This window comes from Curtobacterium sp. NPDC087082, assembly GCF_044745045.1.
Taxonomy (GTDB): domain Bacteria; phylum Actinomycetota; class Actinomycetes; order Actinomycetales; family Microbacteriaceae; genus Curtobacterium.
In genome coordinates this window covers 627,078-643,390 of the sequence record NZ_JBIUZN010000002.1, presented here as the reverse complement: position 1 = coordinate 643,390, position 16,313 = coordinate 627,078, and the positions used below count along the sequence as shown (strand labels likewise).

The 16,313-nt window shown below is 71.7% G+C and carries 17 protein-coding genes; 9 read left to right on the top strand and 8 right to left on the bottom strand.

What is annotated here, in order from left to right; translation table 11 throughout:
- The first annotated feature begins 54 nt into the window (after positions 1-54).
- The 3 genes from ACIPEP_RS08490 (at position 55) to ACIPEP_RS08480 (ending at position 4,370) form a co-directional block, all read left to right on the top strand.
- Positions 55-717, top strand: a complete 663-nt coding sequence (locus ACIPEP_RS08490; protein ID WP_070417382.1) for an HAD hydrolase-like protein — start codon at positions 55-57, stop codon at positions 715-717.
- Positions 714-1,979, top strand: coding sequence for a CynX/NimT family MFS transporter (locus ACIPEP_RS08485; protein WP_402717001.1), 1,266 nt, complete (start codon positions 714-716; stop codon positions 1,977-1,979). The genes ACIPEP_RS08490 and ACIPEP_RS08485 overlap by 4 nt, the downstream gene beginning before the upstream one ends.
- A 141-nt stretch (positions 1,980-2,120) precedes the next feature.
- The gene (locus ACIPEP_RS08480; RefSeq protein ID WP_402717000.1) at positions 2,121-4,370 is read left to right on the top strand and encodes an ArnT family glycosyltransferase; all 2,250 of its coding nucleotides are present in this window, start codon (positions 2,121-2,123) and stop codon (positions 4,368-4,370) included.
- Here the strand turns inward: ACIPEP_RS08480 and ACIPEP_RS08475 are convergent.
- Both ACIPEP_RS08475 and ACIPEP_RS08470 read right to left on the bottom strand, forming a co-directional pair.
- Entirely contained in the window at positions 4,321-5,154 is an 834-nt protein-coding gene (locus tag ACIPEP_RS08475; protein ID WP_402716999.1) for an SDR family oxidoreductase, read from the bottom strand. The two genes, ACIPEP_RS08480 and ACIPEP_RS08475, sit on opposite strands and share 50 nt — an antisense overlap.
- A gap of 37 nt (positions 5,155-5,191) precedes the next feature.
- Complete coding sequence (locus ACIPEP_RS08470; protein ID WP_402717071.1) at positions 5,192-5,818, bottom strand: nucleoside/nucleotide kinase family protein; 627 nt, start codon at positions 5,816-5,818, stop codon at positions 5,192-5,194.
- 69 nt (positions 5,819-5,887) lie between these two features.
- Between ACIPEP_RS08470 and ACIPEP_RS08465 the strand changes: the two genes are divergently transcribed.
- From ACIPEP_RS08465 to ACIPEP_RS08455, 3 genes are all read left to right on the top strand, one after another.
- On the top strand, positions 5,888-6,256 hold the full coding sequence (locus tag ACIPEP_RS08465) for a VOC family protein (RefSeq protein WP_402716998.1): 369 nt from the start codon (positions 5,888-5,890) through the stop codon (positions 6,254-6,256).
- A gap of 88 nt (positions 6,257-6,344) precedes the next feature.
- The gene (locus ACIPEP_RS08460; protein ID WP_070417386.1) at positions 6,345-6,524 is read left to right on the top strand and encodes a hypothetical protein; all 180 of its coding nucleotides are present in this window, start codon (positions 6,345-6,347) and stop codon (positions 6,522-6,524) included.
- Positions 6,521-7,231, top strand: a complete 711-nt coding sequence (locus tag ACIPEP_RS08455; protein WP_402716997.1) for a hypothetical protein — start codon at positions 6,521-6,523, stop codon at positions 7,229-7,231. The genes ACIPEP_RS08460 and ACIPEP_RS08455 overlap by 4 nt, the downstream gene beginning before the upstream one ends.
- Positions 7,232-7,243: 12 nt before the next feature.
- Here ACIPEP_RS08455 and ACIPEP_RS08450 read toward each other — a convergent pair whose 3' ends face one another.
- Positions 7,244-7,684 carry an NUDIX hydrolase gene (locus tag ACIPEP_RS08450; protein WP_070417388.1) on the bottom strand — a complete coding sequence of 147 codons (441 nt, stop codon included), beginning with the start codon at positions 7,682-7,684 and terminating at the stop codon, positions 7,244-7,246.
- 116 nt (positions 7,685-7,800) lie between these two features.
- Here ACIPEP_RS08450 and ACIPEP_RS08445 point away from each other — a divergent pair, with 116 nt between their 5' ends.
- Positions 7,801-8,421, top strand: coding sequence for a GNAT family N-acetyltransferase (locus ACIPEP_RS08445; RefSeq protein ID WP_402716996.1), 621 nt, complete (start codon positions 7,801-7,803; stop codon positions 8,419-8,421).
- Positions 8,422-8,440: 19 nt separating this feature from the next.
- Here ACIPEP_RS08445 and ACIPEP_RS08440 read toward each other — a convergent pair whose 3' ends face one another.
- The 4 genes from ACIPEP_RS08440 to ACIPEP_RS08425 form a co-directional block, all read right to left on the bottom strand.
- On the bottom strand, positions 8,441-9,031 hold the full coding sequence (locus tag ACIPEP_RS08440) for a TetR/AcrR family transcriptional regulator (RefSeq protein WP_402716995.1): 591 nt from the start codon (positions 9,029-9,031) through the stop codon (positions 8,441-8,443).
- Positions 9,032-9,195: 164 nt separating this feature from the next.
- Positions 9,196-10,518: a carboxylesterase family protein gene (locus ACIPEP_RS08435; RefSeq protein ID WP_402716994.1), complete on the bottom strand. Its 1,323-nt coding sequence runs from the start codon at positions 10,516-10,518 to the stop codon at positions 9,196-9,198.
- Positions 10,519-10,604: 86 nt separating this feature from the next.
- Positions 10,605-11,813, bottom strand: coding sequence for an MFS transporter (locus ACIPEP_RS08430; protein WP_071302233.1), 1,209 nt, complete (start codon positions 11,811-11,813; stop codon positions 10,605-10,607).
- Positions 11,814-11,817: 4 nt separating this feature from the next.
- Positions 11,818-13,113, bottom strand: a complete 1,296-nt coding sequence (locus ACIPEP_RS08425) for an MFS transporter (protein ID WP_071294300.1) — start codon at positions 13,111-13,113, stop codon at positions 11,818-11,820.
- Positions 13,114-13,370: 257 nt separating this feature from the next.
- On the opposite strand from ACIPEP_RS08425, the gene ACIPEP_RS08420 reads away from it, so the two are divergent.
- Positions 13,371-14,171, top strand: a complete 801-nt coding sequence (locus tag ACIPEP_RS08420; protein WP_402716993.1) for a sugar phosphate isomerase/epimerase family protein — start codon at positions 13,371-13,373, stop codon at positions 14,169-14,171.
- Positions 14,168-15,271 carry a Gfo/Idh/MocA family protein gene (locus ACIPEP_RS08415; RefSeq protein WP_071302235.1) on the top strand — a complete coding sequence of 368 codons (1,104 nt, stop codon included), beginning with the start codon at positions 14,168-14,170 and terminating at the stop codon, positions 15,269-15,271. The genes ACIPEP_RS08420 and ACIPEP_RS08415 overlap by 4 nt, the downstream gene beginning before the upstream one ends.
- A 239-nt stretch (positions 15,272-15,510) precedes the next feature.
- Here the strand turns inward: ACIPEP_RS08415 and ACIPEP_RS08410 are convergent, their stop codons facing one another.
- Positions 15,511-15,864: a hypothetical protein gene (locus ACIPEP_RS08410; protein WP_402716992.1), complete on the bottom strand. Its 354-nt coding sequence runs from the start codon at positions 15,862-15,864 to the stop codon at positions 15,511-15,513.
- Between the last annotated feature and the right edge of the window lie 449 nt (positions 15,865-16,313).

Genomic DNA, 16,313 nt, shown 5'->3' with positions numbered 1-16,313 from the left:
CCGTCGCGCCCGCCGGGCGGTCGCCACCAGGGCCCCGGCTAGGCTGAGTGGGACATGACCAGCCCGTTCTCCGCCATCCTCTTCGACCTCGACGGCACCATCAGCGATTCCGCGCCGGGCATCCTCGAGAGCCTCACCCACACGTTCCGGAAGGTCGGGGTCCCCGTGCCGGACCACGCGACGCTGCTGTCGTTCGTGGGCCCGCCGATCATGGACACCTTCACGACGGCGATGGGCATGGACGCCGAACAGGCCGAGCACACGCTGTCCGTGTACCGCGAGCACTACTTCTCGCACGGTGCCCTCGACTCGGCGATGTTCCCCGGGATCGACGTCGTCCTGCGCACCCTGCACGACGCCGGGCTGCCGATCTCGACCGCGACGAGCAAGCCCGAGACGCCGGCGACGTACATCCTCGAGCACTACGGCCTCACCGGCGACATCGACATCATCACGGGCGCCAGCGACGACGAGGTCCGCTCGTCGAAGGCCGACGTGGTCGAGGAAGCCCTGCGCCGCCTCGACGCCCGCGGGTTCGACACGAGCCGCCCGGTGCTGATCGGGGACCGCCTGCACGACGTCCAGGGGGCGGCCGTGCACGGGGTCCCGACGATCTTCGCCGAGTGGGGCTACGGCTCCCCCGCCGAGGCCGAGGGCACCATCGCGCAGGCTGCGACCCCGCTCGACCTGCTCCCGATCCTGCTGCCGTCCTCGTGACGACCGGGGCGGGCGGCCGGGCGGCGGCGGGACTGCGCGGTGCCGCCTGGCTGCTGCCGGCAGCCATCGTCCTCATCGCGCTGAACTTCCGCGGGCCGATCGTCGCGACGGCCCCGGTCATCGGCGACGTCCGTGTGGACCTCGGCCTGACCGCGACGGTCGCCGGGCTGCTGACGACGATCCCGGTCCTCTGCTTCGCGCTCGCGACGCCGTTCGCCAGCTGGGTCATCGCGAAGGCCGACCCCGAGCGCGCGGTGTCGCTCTCCCTCGTCATCGTGCTCGTCGGCACCGTCGTCCGCTCGATGCCGTCGTCCGCGGCGCTGCTCGTCGGCACCGCCGTGATCGGCATCGGGATCACGATCGGCAACGTGGTGATCCCCGTCGTGATCCGGCGGGACACCTCGCCCGAGCGGGTCGGCCTGGTCACCGGCGTCTACACGTCCGCGCTCAACGTCGGGTCGATGATCACCTCGCTCGGCACCGCGCCGATCGCCGCGAGCTGGGGCTGGCCGGTCGCGATCGCGGTCTGGGCGGTGTTCGCCGTGGTGGCCGGGCTCGCCTGGACCTACGCGGTCGGTGCCCGGGCCGCGTGGCGCCGTCCGACGGCGTCCGAGCCCGTCGTCGAGACGGGGCCGATCGACCAGGTGCTCGGCACGGGTGCGGTCCGGACGGTCGACGGCGGTGCGGGGTCCGCGCAGGTGCGCCCCGCTCGTCGGCTCATCACCTGGGGGCTGACCCTCGCGTTCGGCGGCCAGGCGTTCTCGTACTACGCCCTCACCGCGTGGATCCCGACGCTGCTGCACGACGAGATCGGCTTCTCGAAGGCGTCGTCCGGGGCGAGCTCGTCGGTGTTCCAGATCCTCGCGGTCGTCGGGGCGCTCGGTGTCCCCGTGCTCGCGGCGAAGTGGCGTCCGCGCGCGATCATCGCCCTCGTCGCGTTCCTCTGGCTCGCGATGCCGCTCGGGCTGCTGTTCGCCCCGCAGCTCTGGCTGCTCTGGTCCGTCCTCGGCGGCGCGGCACAGGGCGGCGGCATCACGGTGATCTTCATCGTGATCGTCCGGATCGTGTCGAGCGACGCCGACGCGCGGCGGATGTCCGCGTTCGTGCAGGGTGGCGGGTACCTGCTCGGTTCCGCGGGGCCGCTCGTCGCCGGTTCGTTGCACGGGATCACCGGCGACTGGACGGCACCGTTGCTCGTCGTGCTCGTCGCCGTGCTGACGCTCGGGATCGTGGGGACGTTCGCGGCCCGACGGGTGGCCTGAGACCACGTTCCGGCTCGACCGGGGATCCGCTGGTGCGGCCCGGTCGCACCCGCACGTCGTCTCAGCGCCGCGCGTGACTTCGGGGCGAGCTGGCGGCGCCGTCCCGGTCCACCGTCATCCCGGGCGGCCAAGGTCCGGAGGGTGGACACTCGACGACTCGCACGGTGGCGGGACCAGCCGCTCGCGGCACGCTGCGCCCTGCTCCTGATCGCGGCGGGCATGACCGTGCTGCTCGGGTGGAACCTGGCCCGCGGCGGTGACTCCGGGTTCTACGAGGCGTCCGCCCGGTCGATGTCCGAGTCGTGGCCGGCGCTCTTCTCCGGCGCGTTCGACCCCTCGGCGACGGTGACCCTCGACAAGCTCAGCGGGTTCGCCGTTCCCCAGGCGCTCAGCATCCGGCTGTTCGGCGACTCCACCGCCGCACTCGCGCTCCCCCAGGTCGTCGAGGGTCTGGTCACGCTGTGGGCTTGCTCGCTCGTCGGACTCCGGTGGGCCGGGGTCGGGACGGGGCTCGTCGCCGCGGGTGCAGCGGCGACGACGCCGATCTTCGTGTCGATGTTCGCCCACCCGATGGAGGACGGGATGGTCACGGCGGCCCTGGCGGTCGCCCTGCTCTGCTGGCAACGGGCGGCGATGACGGGCCGGTGGTGGCCGCTCGTCGCCGCCGGGCTCGCGGTCGGCGTCGGGTTCCAGGCGAAGATGCTGCAGGCGTGGTTCGTGCTGCCCGCACTGGTGCTCGGCACGCTCGTCGCCACGGCCGGCCGGGACGGCACCCGGCTCGGCACCGGCGCCCGCATCGGTCGCGCGGTGGTCCTCGGTGCGGTGTCGGTCGCGGCGTCGCTCGCGTGGGTGGTCGGGCTGGCCCTCACCCCGGCGGGCGCCCGACCGTGGATCGACGGCTCGACCGACGACAGCCCGTTCGCCATGGTGTTCGGCTACAACGGCATCGACCGGTTCCTGCCGGGAGCGGTGCCCGGCTCCGTCAGCACGACCGAGGGTCCCGCCGCCCGGCCGGCACGCCTCGGCGGTCCGGGCGGTGTGACGAAGCTCATCGAGCCGCACCTGGCGTCGCAGGTGGCCTGGCTCCTCCCCGCAGCCCTGTTCGCGGTCACGCTCGCCGTCGTCCTGCTCCTCGTCCGCCGGACCGGCACACGGGTCGGCAGCGTCTTCGGTCGGGCGTTCGACACCCGTGCCGGTTCGGCCACGCTGCTCGTGGTCACCGTCTGGCTCCTGACCGCGGCCGCCGTGCTCTCGGTGGCGAAGGTGCCGCACACCGCGTACGTCGCTGCGGTCGGTGTGCAGCTCGCCGTCCTCGCGGCCCTGGGGTGGCGCGGCGCTGTCGGCCTGGTGCGGGCGCAGTCGGCGTGGCTCCGGGTGGTGCCGGTGGTCCTGGCGACCGCGCAGCTCGCGTGGTGGGCGTTCCTGGCCCGAGGTGCCGCGATGCCGGCGGTGCTCGCGACGCCGGCCCTCGTCGTCGGGGTCGCGGCCGTGCTCGCGACGGTGGTCGCGTTCCTGTGGCGACCACGCTGGGAGGGGACGCGCGGGCCGGGCCGGCACCGCGCCTCCCGGGCCGCGATCGCCCTCGCAGCCGGACTCGCTCTCGTCGCCGGTCCCGCGGCCTTCTCGCTGCAGGCGCTCGACGCCGCGCGCGACGGGAGCGGGAGCGACGCCTCGGTCGGCTCGTGGGTCCCGCGCTGGCGGGTTCCGGACGGTCGGGCCGAGGCCTTCCGGGTCTCCCGGCCGGACTGGTGGGGCGGGTCCTCGGCGCCGTACCCGGTCGTGTTCCGGCACCTCGTCCGGACGGCGCGGCGCCTCGACGGGTACCGCGACAGCGTGCCGCTCTTCCTGACCGACACGTGGCGCATCTCGTCGCCCGTGATCGACGCGACCGGGCTGCCGGTGCTGACCGACGGCGGGTTCTCGGGGACGGTGCCGGTGTTCACGGCGCGGCAGGTGCGGCAGCGGATCGCCGGCGGGCTCCGGGTGCTGGTGGTGCAGGCCGGGGCGCCACGGACCGATCCGGTGCTGCGGGCGGCGCTGGCGGGAGGATGTCGGGCGGTCGCCGACGTCGACCCGGGGGCGCGGGTGCCGGCGCACCCGTGGGCGGTGACGGGCATCGGGTGGACGGTGTGGCGGTGCGGGCTGCCGGGCCGGTCGGTGGACCGGCTGGGCGGGCCGGCGGCGCCGCGGTCGCGGGCGGGGGTGGCGGTGGCGCGCTCGGGGACGCGCTCGGCGGAGTCGCGGGCGGGGTCGAACCACGGTTACGACATCGAACCACGCCGATCACGTGGTTCGGTGTCGGGATCGTGGTTCGACACCCGAGCCGCCGGCGCGGGCACCGTCAGCCGGCGAGCAGCACCTCGCGCAACGACATCGGCCGGCGCCCCGTGACCCGCTCGACGTCGCCCGACACCCGCGCGAGCGCCCCCTCGGCGATCGCCGTGTAGGTGCTCACCCACGCGTCCGCCTGCCACGGCTCCGGGTTCCACCGCGCGCGCGAGGCGTACGCCTCCTCGAGCGTCTCCGGGTGGTAGGTGACCTCGCGCCCACGGACCTCGGACACGGTGGCAGCCGCCTCGTGCAGGGTGATCGCCGCGGGCCCCGTCAGCTCGTACGTCCGGTCGAGGTGCGCCGCCGGGTTCCGCAGGACCTCGGTCGCGACCCGGGCGACGTCGGCTCGCGCGACCGCTGCCATGGCCCCGTCGCCCGCCGGCCCCCGGATGACGCCGTCCTCGCCGACGAGGTCCTCGACGAAGTCCAGGTAGAAGGAGTCCCGGAGGAACGTGTGCGCCATCGAGGTCGCCCGGATCGCCTCCTCGGTCGCCCAGTGGTCGCGGCCGAGCGTGAAGGTCGCGTCCGCCGCCGCGCCCACGAACGACGTGTAGACCACGTGCCGCACGCCGGCCGTCGCGGCAGCGGAGACGAACGAGCGGTGCTGGGCGAGACGGTCCACCGCCTCGGCGCCGGAGACCATGAGCAGCAGGTCGACGCCCTCGAGCGCCGCGCGGCTCGCCTCGGCGTCACCGAACGACGCGATCGCGACCTCGGCTCCGGGGAGTTCCGGCGCCCGGGAGGCGTCCCGCACGATCATCCGGAACGGCACACCGCCGTTCGCCAGGGCGCGCGCCACGGCGCCGCCGATCTTGCCGGTCGCGCCGGTGAGTGCGATGGTCATGGTCGCTCCTGTCGTGGTCGTCGCTGGGATCTCGTGGTCACGTCCGCACGGTCCTGGAGGCGCGGATCACCGTGGGAGCGACCCGCACCGCGTTCACACCGTCGACCTCGACCGCCCAGGTGCGGGCCGCCTCGTGGTCGCGGCCGTGCCGCATGTGCCGGCCCACCAGACGATCGACGCGCACGGTGTCGTCCACAGCGCAGAACCACGTCTCGGTGAAGAGGTCGGCGAGCGCTGCCCAGGGATCGCTGTCGTCGAGCAGGTAGTTCCCCTCGGACACCACGAGCCGGGTCCGCTGCGGGACGGCGATGCTGCCCGCGACGGGTTCGTCGACGCGCCGGTCGAAGTCGGGTGCCCACACCACGGCCTCGTCGCCTGCGACCAGCCGACGGACGAGCGCGACGTAGCCGTCCCCGTCGAAGGTGTCGATCGCGCCCTTGCGGTCGTGGCGGCCGAGGGCGTCCAGCGCCGTGTTCGCCAGGTGGAACCCGTCCATCGGGACCTGCACGGCGGTGCCGGCACCGAGCGCTGCGTCCACCCCTGCGACGATCCGGCGTGCCAGCGTCGACTTGCCGGCACCGGGAGCGCCGGCGATGCCGAGCACGGAGCGCTGCCCGTCCGTGGCGAGCCGGATCGCGCGGTCGACCGCGTCATCGACGGACATCTCGGGCGGGAGCACGGCTTCATCCTGGCAGAGCGCGCCGACACCGGTCCCGGGTGGTTCACTTGCCGCATGGTCGATGCGACGAAGGCGTTCAGCGGGTTCTCGGTGCGTGACGTGCCCGAGGCGAAGGCGTTCTACGAGGACGTCCTGGGGGTCGAGGTCACCGAGGACCACGGCATGCTCTTCCTGCAGCTCGGAGACGGGCACGGTGTGCTCGTCTACCCCAAGGGTCCCGCGCACGAGCCGGCGTCCTTCACGGTGCTGAACTTCCCGGTGCCGTCGGTCGACGACGCGGTGGACGAGCTCACGGCGAAGGGTGTGCCCTTCCTGCACTACGAGGGGATGACCGACGAGAAGGGCGTGAACCGCAAGGGCGGCCCGCTCATCGCTTGGTTCACCGACCCCTCGGGCAACGTGCTGAGCGTCCTCGAGCAGTAGCGGGAGTCGCGCGACATTCTGTATGCAGAAAGCTCGCGCGCGCGTCCAAGGCCGTCCTACGCTCGCTCTCCCGACGAAGGAGAGAGCCGTGGAGATCCGGATCGTCAATCGCGACGAACTGCGTGCTGAGCGCGCGGAGTTGTACCGCAAGTGGAACCTGGACGAACGCGAGTTCGCCCCCGTCGAGGCGTGGCGCGACCTCGACGAAGACGAGTACTGCGCTCGTGAGGCCCTCGCTGACATCTCGTTCGTGTTGGGCGACCGATGATCGCCGAGTTCGTCGACGCCGCGACGCTGCAGATCGATCGCGCTCAGGTACTGCTCGACGCGGTCCTGCCGGACCACGGCGCCGAGCTGAGCGTCATCCACGAGGTACCGAGCAACTCGATCATGCTCGGAACCGGCGATGAACGCGGTGCTGCCGCGATGCTCCACGCGGGGGGCGAGCACGTCGCCCGGCTCCGGATCTTCTTCAGGTACCGCTGGCACCCGCATCATGCCGTGCTGGCAGTGGAGGAGAGCCGGTTCACGCTCTTCCTCACGACCGACCGGCAGCCGCTCGTCCGCTTCGAGTTCCAGGACTCCCTGACCAACACGCCCCCGTCGCACTGGCACCTCCATGCCGAGCGCGGGTCGTTCAGCGCTCTCCTGTCGCGCACCGGCGACCGCGGGGCCGGGCGTCGCGATCCGGCACGGCTCTCGTCGCTGCACTTCCCGCTCGGCGACCCCCACTTCCGGCCGAGCCTCGCGGACGTCGTCGAGTTCGTGGTGACGGAGTGCGGCGTCGATGCTCGTCCGGGCTGGGAGCGCGCCGTGCACGAGTACCGGAAGCACTGGCGGCGAGACGAAGCCGCCACCACCGCCCGGCAGTTCTCGGCCGAGACGGCAGCTGCCCTCCGGGCGCTCGGGTGGCAGGTGCGCCCACCCGTGCCGAACCACGTGCCGGCGCCGTTCGTGAGTCTGCTCGCGAGCTGACGAACGGGCGGGTCAGCGGGGCAGGACGCCGGCCCAGCCGAGAGCGATCGGCACGACGAGCCCGTGCCGACGGTGCGGCAGGTCCGCGATTGGGATCCACGCGGCCTCGTCGGTCGAGCCGTCCTCCTCGGAACGCAGCGCCCCGCCGGTGATCGACGCCCGGAAGACCACCTGCACGGCCTTCATCGCCCGGCCGTTCGCGTGGATGCGACGCTCGGCCGGCACGATGTGGTGCCGCACACCGAGCAGTTCCCCGACGGACGCCTCGTACCCGGTCTCCTCCCGGATCTCGCGGACGACGGCCTGCTCGACGCTCTCGTCGAACTCGACCCCGCCGCCGGGGAGCGTCCACGTCCCCGCCTCGGGGATCCGGAGCTTGGCGAGGAGCACCCGGTCACCGTCGGTGATCACGCCGTAGGCGGCGAGCCGCGTGTCGTAGTCCGTGTACTCCATCAGCCGACCATGCCAGGTGCGTGCGCCGACGTCGGCGAGCCGCGCCGCGCCTCCAGGACCGACGCGTCGGGACCGGACTACCGTGACCGGCACCGACGCTCTCCCGGACGGTGACGATGACGACCTCGACCCCGACGCCCCTCGGCGCGATCACCTGCCTGCCCGCGAACGAGGCGGCGTGGACGGACCTCGAACTGGTCTTCGGCGAGTGCGGCGATCCGGCGCACTGCTGGTGTCGGTGGTTCAAGGCCTCGGCGGCGGAGTTCCGGGCGATGCCGAACGACGAACGCCGCGAGCGCTTCCACCGGGAGACCGGCTGTGACGACCCCGCGGCGCGCACGACGACCGGAGTGGTCGCCTACCGCGACGGCGAACCGGTGGGGTGGGTGGCGGTCGAACCCCGGCCCGGGCTGGTGCGGCTGCGCGGCGCGAAGGTGCCGTGGAGCGGGCGTGACGAGGACCCCGACGACCCGGCGGTCTGGGTGGTCTCGTGCTTCGTCGTCCGGCGGGGCTTCCGCCGGCAGGGCGTCAGCCGTGCGCTGCTCGGCGGGGCGGTGGACCACGCGCGTCGATCGGGTGCGACGGCGGTCGAGGGGTACCCGACGGAACCGGCTCCGGGTGCGACGGACGGCGGCGGCGCGATGTTCGTCGGGCCGCGGTCGGTGTTCGAGGCGGCGGGCTTCACCGAGGTGTCGCACCCGACGCCGCGTCGCTGGGTCTACCGGAAGGACTGCTGACGACCAGGCCCGTGACCGCTCAGACGGTCGCGGCGGCAGACGCCCAGCCGACCCGCATCCGTGCGACCGCGCGGTCGAACCCGGCGAGGGGATCGGCGTCGTCGCGCAGGAGCGACTGCAGCTGCAGCCCCTCGTAGAGGGCGACGAGCTGCTCGGCGGCGTGCCGGGGCGAGGTCCCGCGCGGCTCCCGTCCGGCGACGACGTCCCGCACGAGGGCGAGCGTCACGTCCTCGAACGAGCGGGTGTACTGCCCGCGGAACCAGCCGGCCGCGGGGTGGTCGGGGCTCGAGGCGGCGCTGAGCAACGCGACCCGGAGCCGGACCAGTGCGGGGTCGTCCCGGCCGACCTCGAGTCGCGCGCGGAGGTACGCGACCGCGCCCGAGCGCTCGGCGACGACCCACAGCGCACGACGGCTGCCGTTGTTCCACCGGTCCATGACCGCGACGACGAGGAGCTCCCACAGCGGGTAGACCCGTCGGACCTCGGCTTCGGGGACCTCGGCGTGGGCGGCGACCTCGGCGGGACCGACGGTGTGGAAGTCCGACGCGCGGTACGACTCGATGGCGCCCGTGACGATGCGGGCGCGCAGGTCGGCGTCGGACTCGGGCATGCCGTCGATTCTCCGGGGGACCCGGCGGCCCCGCGAGTCGCCAGTTCAGGGGTGGTACCAGGCGCCCGGCCGCACCGTGCCGGCCCCGCCGGAGGGGCAGGTACCAGGCGCACCACGCCGGCCCCGCCCCGCGGACCTCCGCCACGCCAGCACGAGGCCGCCCGTCAGCCCCGGTCGAACGTCAGCGTCTCGTCGTCCGCCGCGGTGACCCGACCGGTCCGCGCGAAATCCGCCCAGATCGCCCGGAAGGCCCGCCCGCGCCGCTCGACCTCGGGCCAGTCCCGCTGCGGCACGAAGCGCGAGCCGGCCCAGGCCTCGCGACCGCCGAGCAGCAGCGGCAGGTCGCTCATGTGCACGGCCCCGGTCGGCTGCACGGTCACGCCGCGGTGCAGCCGGTACGAGGTCGCCCGACCACCGGCGGCCCGGTGCCGCGCGGCGAACCGACGGACGTCCCGCCCGTAGATGACCTCGGACAGCGGGCGCACGAGCAGCCAGCGCAGCAGCGGTCGCACGGCTCGCACCCGGGCGAGTGATCGCAGCCCGGGGATCAGCGGCACGTACATCGCGGTCTCGTCCGCACCGGAGCCGATCAGGACGTCGACGTCCGGAGCCGCGTCGCGCCAGGCCTGCCCGGTGTCACGCTCGGCGGGGAGCGGCGCGAACCCGTACTGGGTGCCGTAGGGCATGCCTCCGGGCAACCCGAAGGGCGCGGCGGCGCGGCTGCCGAGGGCCTGGCGATCGAGCACCTCGTCGAGCGGGGTGTCCGGGAGCACGGCCCCGACGGCCCGGACCATCGCCCGGTTCATCCGCGCCCGACCCCGCGACAGCCCGAGCGGTGCACTCTGGACGATCACCCGCCGGAAGAGGCCGGCTGCTCCGTCGCTGATCATGAGGTGGGCCGCGGCGTCGCCCCCGGCGGACTGACCAGCCACGGTGACGAGGTCCGGGTCACCACCGAAGGCCGCGATGTTCGCCTGCACCCACCGCAGCGCCTCGACGAGGTCGAGCAGCCCGAGGTTCGCCGGGACGGTCTCCCCGTCGCCGAGGAACCCGAGCACACCGAGCCGGAACGTCACCGAGACGAACACGACCCGCTGCTCCGTGACGAGGTCGCGCGCATCGTAGATCGGCAGGTCACCGCCGCCGATGACGTAGGAGCCGCCGTGGATCCAGACGATGACGGGCAGCCGCTCGTCCGGCCGGGCGTCGGCGGGCAGCGTGATCGACAGCCGCTGGCAGTGCTCGTCGACGACGAGGCCCTCCACCGGGTGGAGCAGCTGGTCGACGAAGGTCGCCTGCGACTGCGGCGCCACGGGCGACGGGGTGGTCGCCGGGAACGGCTCGGCGAACGCGGGGACCGGCTCCGGGACGGCGAAGCGCTCGGCGCGGGCGTAGGGGATGCCGAGGGCCCGGACGACACTCCCGTCCGCGACGCCGGTGATGCGTCCGGCAGGTGGGTCCCAGGTCAGCGATGCGGCGTCGAGCATCCGTCCACGCTAGCCAGCGTGACCAGTGGACGGCCTGGAGGGACGGTGCGGGCCCGCACCGCGCCTCCCGTCCCGCAGTCCCTCCGTCAGTCGCGGCGCACGACGGGCCGCAACGAGCCGGACGCGGCGAACGCCGCGACGAACAGCACCGCCACCAGCCAGAGCGCGCTCAGCGCGCCGACGTGCTCCGCGATCGCACCGATGACGGGCGGCCCCGCGAAGTTCGCGAAGTACCCGATCGAGGCGACCACGCTGACACGGGCCGCCGGGTTCGGGCCGCTCTGCGCCGCAGCCGACATCCCGAGCGGGAAGCCCATGGAGACGCCGACCGCCCAGAGCACGACGCCCACGAGGGTGAGCCACCAGCTCCCGCCGACGATGAAGAGCACGGCGCCGACGATGCCGAGCGCGGTCGTCCACCGCACGGTCCGCACACGTCCGAGCCGGTCAACGACGGGTCCGGCGAAGACGCGGGTGGCCGCCTCGGAGACGGCGAACACCGTGAAGAACAGCGCACCGACGGCGGCGGTCTGCCCGTGCCCGTCGGTGGTGGCGAGGGCGAGCCAGTTGTTCGCCGAGCCCTCACCGAGTTCGACGCCGAGCATGACCACCCCGATGAGGAGCAGTCGGACGTCCGCCCACCCTCGTGCCCACTGCCGGAGTCGCTGCCGGGGTGTGAGCGTCGTGTCGTGTTCCTCGGCACGGGTGCCGTCCGGGATGCCCCGCATCGCGAGCACACCGACCACGAGGATGACGGCGGCCTCACCGAGGAGCTGCGCCGACGGGGTGATGCCGAGCCACGCGCAGAGGGCGGCGATCCCGGCGCCGAGGGCCGCGCCTCCCGACCAGGCCGCGTGCATCAGCGGGAGCAGCGTGCGCCCGGCGAGCGCCTCGATCGCGGTGCCCTCGACGTTCGCCATCACGTCCAGCGAGCCGATGCCCGCGCCGGCGACCACGAACCCGACCGCTGCCAGCGGGACGGAGTGGAGCGCGGCTGCCGTCCCGATGACGGCGATCGCGACCGGGACCAGCACGACCACCGCGGTGAGCGCCCGGCGCCCGCCGAGTCGGCGCAGCAGCGGGGCCGCGCTGAGCAGGCCGCCGATGGACCCGATCGTGACCCCGCCGAGCATGAGCCCGATGGTCCCGACGTCCACACCGAGCTCGAGCCGGAGCTCGGGCAGCCGCGGACCCCACGCAGCGAGGCTCACCCCACCGATCGCGAAGGCGATGACGATGGCGTTCCGCCACCCGGCGAGCTGTCTGCGGTCCTCGTCGACCCCGAGCTGGTGCATCCGGCTATCGAACCCGCTTGATGGGGATCACCACAAGGGCGCCGAGGAGTGCGACGACACCCGCGGCCCAGCACATGAGGACGTAGTTGTCGGCGTGCGAGCTGCCGATGGACAGGAAGAAGAGCGAGATCGCCGGCGCGAGTGACTGGGGCAGCGCGTTCGCGATGTTGATGACGCCGAGGTCCTTGCCGGGACGGTCGGCGTTCGGGAGCACGTCGACGACGAGTGCGGTGTCGATCGCGGAGTAGATCCCGTAGGCGAAGCCCATGATGACCTCGGCGACGTAGAAGCCGTTCACGGTCTCGGCGTGCGCGAGGACGACGAGGCCCACCGCGAAGAGGGCCGTCGAGCCGCCGACGAACACCTTGCGGCGACCCAGCTTGTCGGACGCCCACCCCGAGAGCGCCGCGCTGACCAGGAGCGCGATCGTGTAGAGCAGCACGCCGAACGCGACGGCCTCGGTGGCCTGCTTCGCGTCCTCGATGCCGATGTGCTCCTGCATGTAGAGCAGCCGGTACGTCGTGAACATGAACGTCGCGAGGATGATCAGGAAGCGCGACCACCACGCGAACGCGAAGTCCGGGTTCTTGATCGGGTTCGTCCAGAACGACGAGATGAGGTTGAGGAACGTGAACTTCTTGAGCGTGTACGTCGGCAGCTCGTCCCGGGCGACGACCGCGTAGACGGCGACGAGGATGATCGCCAGGATGCCGGGCGCGATGAACAGCACGGGCAGGTTCGCGACGAAGAACACCGACAGGTAGGTGCCGGCGAGCACGGCGAGGTTCTGCGCGAGCGCGATGATGCTCGACGACCGGCCGCGCTGGAGCTGCGGGACGTTGTCGGCGAAGCTCGCCAGCAGGGTGGCGAGGGTCGCGTTGGCGGCGAGCTGTGCGAGCAGCCACGCGAGCGTCAGGTTGAGCACGTCGGGTGCGTAGGCGATCCAGGCGAGTGCGATCGCGAAGACGACGACACCGCTCATGAGCCACGGACGACGCCGGCCCCAGCGGGTGCGGGTGCGGTCGGACAGCGCGCCGGCCAGGGGGTTCATGATGAGCGCGCCGAACGCACCGATCGGCAGGACGGAGCCGATGACGTTCGCGGCGTCGTCCCCGACCAGGGCCTGCGCCTTGAGCTGCATGCTCACGTAGACCGGTGCCATGAGCGCGACGAAGAGGCCGAACTGTCCGAGGAACAGCGCGATCTGGTAGCCGATGCCCACCCGCATCGTGCTGACCGGCTGCGTGATGCCCTCTTCGGGGTTCAGCAGTGCCGGGCTGCCGGGTTCGGGTGTGCTCATGACGCCTCCTTGAGTCGATGCTTCGCCGTCCAAAACCATCTTGCGCACGGTTTTGACTGGCTGAGCATACATCGACAGGTGTCGTTCATGCAGCGGCGTGCGTCACGGAGCGCAGCAAAAACTACACACCGGGTGGTTTTTGGGGTAGCGTCGTCATCGATCTCGCCGTGGAGCATCGCTCCTCGACGGACTGCGACACCCGGTGCTGCGACACCCGGTGCCGCGACACCCAGTCAGGACCGAAGGAGCCTCACGCAATGCCCACCACCTCTGTGCAGCTGTACTCGCTGCGCGACGCCATCGCGGAAGACCTCGACAAGGCGATCGCCCGTGTCGCCGAGATCGGGTACGAGAACGTCGAGCCCTACGCGTTCGTCGAGCGTGCCGCGGACCTCGAGCGTGCCTTCGCCGCCACCGGCCTGAAGGCCCCGTCCGGCCACGTCGCTGTGATCGACGCCGACGACACCGCCCCGATCTGGGACGCGGCCGAGCGCCTCGGCATCCAGACCGTCATCGACCCGTTCATCCCGACCGACCGCTGGCAGACCGCCGACGACGTCGCGAAGATCGCCGAGCGCGTCAACGTCCTCACCGCCGAGGCAGCCTCGCGCGGCCTCAAGTTCGGCTACCACAACCACCAGTGGGAGTTCACGAACAAGGTCGACGGCCGCACGGTCTACGACCACTTCGTCTCGCAGATCAGCCCGGAGACGGTGCTCGAGCTCGACACCTTCTGGGCGACCGTCGGTGGCGCCGATGCCCCCGCCGTCCTGAAGTCGCTCGGCGACCGCGTCGTCGCGATCCACGTCAAGGACGGCAAGGTCGACGGCGACATCCTCACCGCGCTGCCCTCGTCCGAGAGCGCGCTCGTCGTCCCCGAGGCGCTGCAGCGTGCCTTCGAGAACCAGACCCCCGCCGGTCAGGGTGACGTCGACGTCCCGGCCATCCTCGCCGCGGCGCCGCAGGCCATCCGCGTCGTCGAGTTCGACGCGTACTCCGGCGACGTCTTCGAGGGCATCACCGAGTCCCTCGCCTGGCTGAAGGACAACGACAAGTGACCCGTGTCGGGATCGGCATCATCGGTGCCGGCAACATCTCCACGCAGTACCTGGAGAACCTGACCAAGTTCGCCGACGTCGAGGTCCGGTTCGTCGCCGACGTGCTGCTCGACCGCGCAGCGGCCCAGGCAGCGGAGTACGGGGTCGGCGCGTCCGGCTCGGTCGAGGAGCTCCTCGCCCGCGACGACATCAGCATCGTGATCAACCTGACGATCCCGGCGGCCCACGCCGAGGTCGACCAGCAGATCATCGACGCCGGCAAGCACGTGTGGAGCGAGAAGCCGATCGCGACCGACCACGAGTCGGCCGCCGCGGTGCTCGCCTCCGCTGCGTCGAAGGGACTCCGGGTCGCGACCGCGCCGGACACCGTGCTCGGCGCGGGCATCCAGACGGCGCTCCGTGCCATCGCCCGCGGCGACATCGGCGAGCCGCTGACCGCGACGACGCTGTTCCACGTGCCCGGACCCGAGGCGTGGCACCCGAACCCGGACTTCCTGTTCGCCGAGGGCGCCGGTCCCCTGTTCGACATGGGCCCGTACTACGTGACGACCCTCGTGCACGCGTTCGGTACCGCCAGCCGCGTGCAGGCCGTGTCCTCGAAGTCGCTCGACCGTCGCACGATCGCGTCCGGCCCCCGCGCCGGCGAGACGTTCCCGGTCGAGGTCCCCACGCACCACGCCGCGCTGATCGAGTTCGCCGGCGGGCAGTCCGCCCAGTCGACGTTCTCGTTCCAGCACGCGCTGCCGCGCATGGGCTTCGTCGAGATCAACGGCACGCTCGGCACGATCTCGCTGCCGGACCCGAACACGTTCGAGGGCTCGTCGCAGCTCTGGCGCTACGGCCAGGAGGAGCCCGAGACCCTCGAGGCGATCGGCTCCACCTGGGGCCGTGGCACCGGGGTCGTCGAGCTCGCCCGCGCCATCGCCGAGGACCGTCCCGAGCGTGCCTCGGGTGCGGTCGCGCTGCACGTCCTCGACGTGCTGCTCGGCATCCGCGACGCGGCGGCGTCGGGTTCCGCGGTCGACATCACGTCGACGGTGGACCGTGTCCCGCCGCTGCCGGAGGACTTCGATCCGTCGGCTGCGGTGCTCACCGCGTAGCTTCTGCGCTCCGCAGGACGGCCGGCTCCGACAGGGGCCGGCCGTTCTGCGTGCTGGGGCCGGGAGGCGCGGTGCGGCTCCGGTGCGTCGGCTACGGCCGTGCGGTCGCGAGCCACTCGTGGAAGGTCGGGCCGGAAACCGGCAGAACTCGACTCCCGCGGTCTGTCTAAACGACTCTAGACACCCGCGAACTACATGATCGGTCGCGCCGTCCAATATCCGATCCTTTGTCAACTCACTCAATCGGGGGCCGGTTGCTCGTTCGTCTCTTCAAGTCCACTTAGGAGGACATCGAGGTATCGACGCGTGTCTGTGACTAGCCTATCAAGCGTCGGGATTACGTCATAAATGGTGTCACGGTACTCGAGCTGCATCTTGACAGCGGGCCGAACGATTAATTGGTCAGCCGCCCGGACGGTTGCGCCAGCATCCAGCGTACCAAGTACGGCTCCGTCTTGAAATTTCACATCGGGGCGCATATCTATCGTAGGCACAGCAGCAACCAACGCATCCTCGTACTCGTAGAAGCCACCCAGCTGGACTGTCGGCACGTCGAACGATACCAAAAGCAGATCTCTATGCTTATCCTGCAAGTCCAGCTCGTGACACCATCGACAATATAGATGGGTTTCCCTTCGGCGTGTAGGTGAAGGGTTGCATCGCCCGGAGTCGCTCTTGAAATTCCGGATGAATGTCACCCACCCATCCCTTCAATGCACGCTTCCAATCGGACTCCGAAGAACATATGGGAAAATACACAGACTTGGGGTTGGCGGGCGTTCGTCCCTGGAAATGTGCCATTCCCCATGCGATCGCATCAAAGGAACTACGCAACCCATGAAGGGTATCGCCTAGATCAAGAGACCACTCATGCTTCGGGATGCCCTTCGGTACTCGCGCAACCAAATCGATACTGATCCGGTCCCCCTGAGGATCGTCTCGATTGAAACGGGAGCACTCGCTGTCCACTCGTCAAACTTCGACCGAAGTGTCGATGCGTGAGAGCTGCCACGAGTCCACTTCAGGTCCGGCCAAGTGCTGA

Coding starts and splice junctions, on each gene's coding strand:
- ACIPEP_RS08490 (WP_070417382.1), top strand. CDS start 55: ATGACCAGCCCGTTCTCCGCCATCCTCTTCGACCTCGACGGCACCATC.
- ACIPEP_RS08475 (WP_402716999.1), bottom strand. CDS start 5,154: ATGACCATCGCACTCACCGGCGCGACCGGCAAGATCGGCGGCGCCGTG.
- ACIPEP_RS08470 (WP_402717071.1), bottom strand. CDS start 5,818: ATGTCCGTCGATGACGCGGTCGACCGCGCGATCCGGCTCGCCACGGAC.
- ACIPEP_RS08465 (WP_402716998.1), top strand. CDS start 5,888: ATGGTCGATGCGACGAAGGCGTTCAGCGGGTTCTCGGTGCGTGACGTG.
- ACIPEP_RS08455 (WP_402716997.1), top strand. CDS start 6,521: ATGATCGCCGAGTTCGTCGACGCCGCGACGCTGCAGATCGATCGCGCT.
- ACIPEP_RS08450 (WP_070417388.1), bottom strand. CDS start 7,684: ATGGAGTACACGGACTACGACACGCGGCTCGCCGCCTACGGCGTGATC.
- ACIPEP_RS08445 (WP_402716996.1), top strand. CDS start 7,801: ATGACGACCTCGACCCCGACGCCCCTCGGCGCGATCACCTGCCTGCCC.
- ACIPEP_RS08440 (WP_402716995.1), bottom strand. CDS start 9,031: ATGCCCGAGTCCGACGCCGACCTGCGCGCCCGCATCGTCACGGGCGCC.
- ACIPEP_RS08435 (WP_402716994.1), bottom strand. CDS start 10,518: ATGCTCGACGCCGCATCGCTGACCTGGGACCCACCTGCCGGACGCATC.
- ACIPEP_RS08430 (WP_071302233.1), bottom strand. CDS start 11,813: ATGCACCAGCTCGGGGTCGACGAGGACCGCAGACAGCTCGCCGGGTGG.
- ACIPEP_RS08425 (WP_071294300.1), bottom strand. CDS start 13,113: ATGAGCACACCCGAACCCGGCAGCCCGGCACTGCTGAACCCCGAAGAG.
- ACIPEP_RS08420 (WP_402716993.1), top strand. CDS start 13,371: ATGCCCACCACCTCTGTGCAGCTGTACTCGCTGCGCGACGCCATCGCG.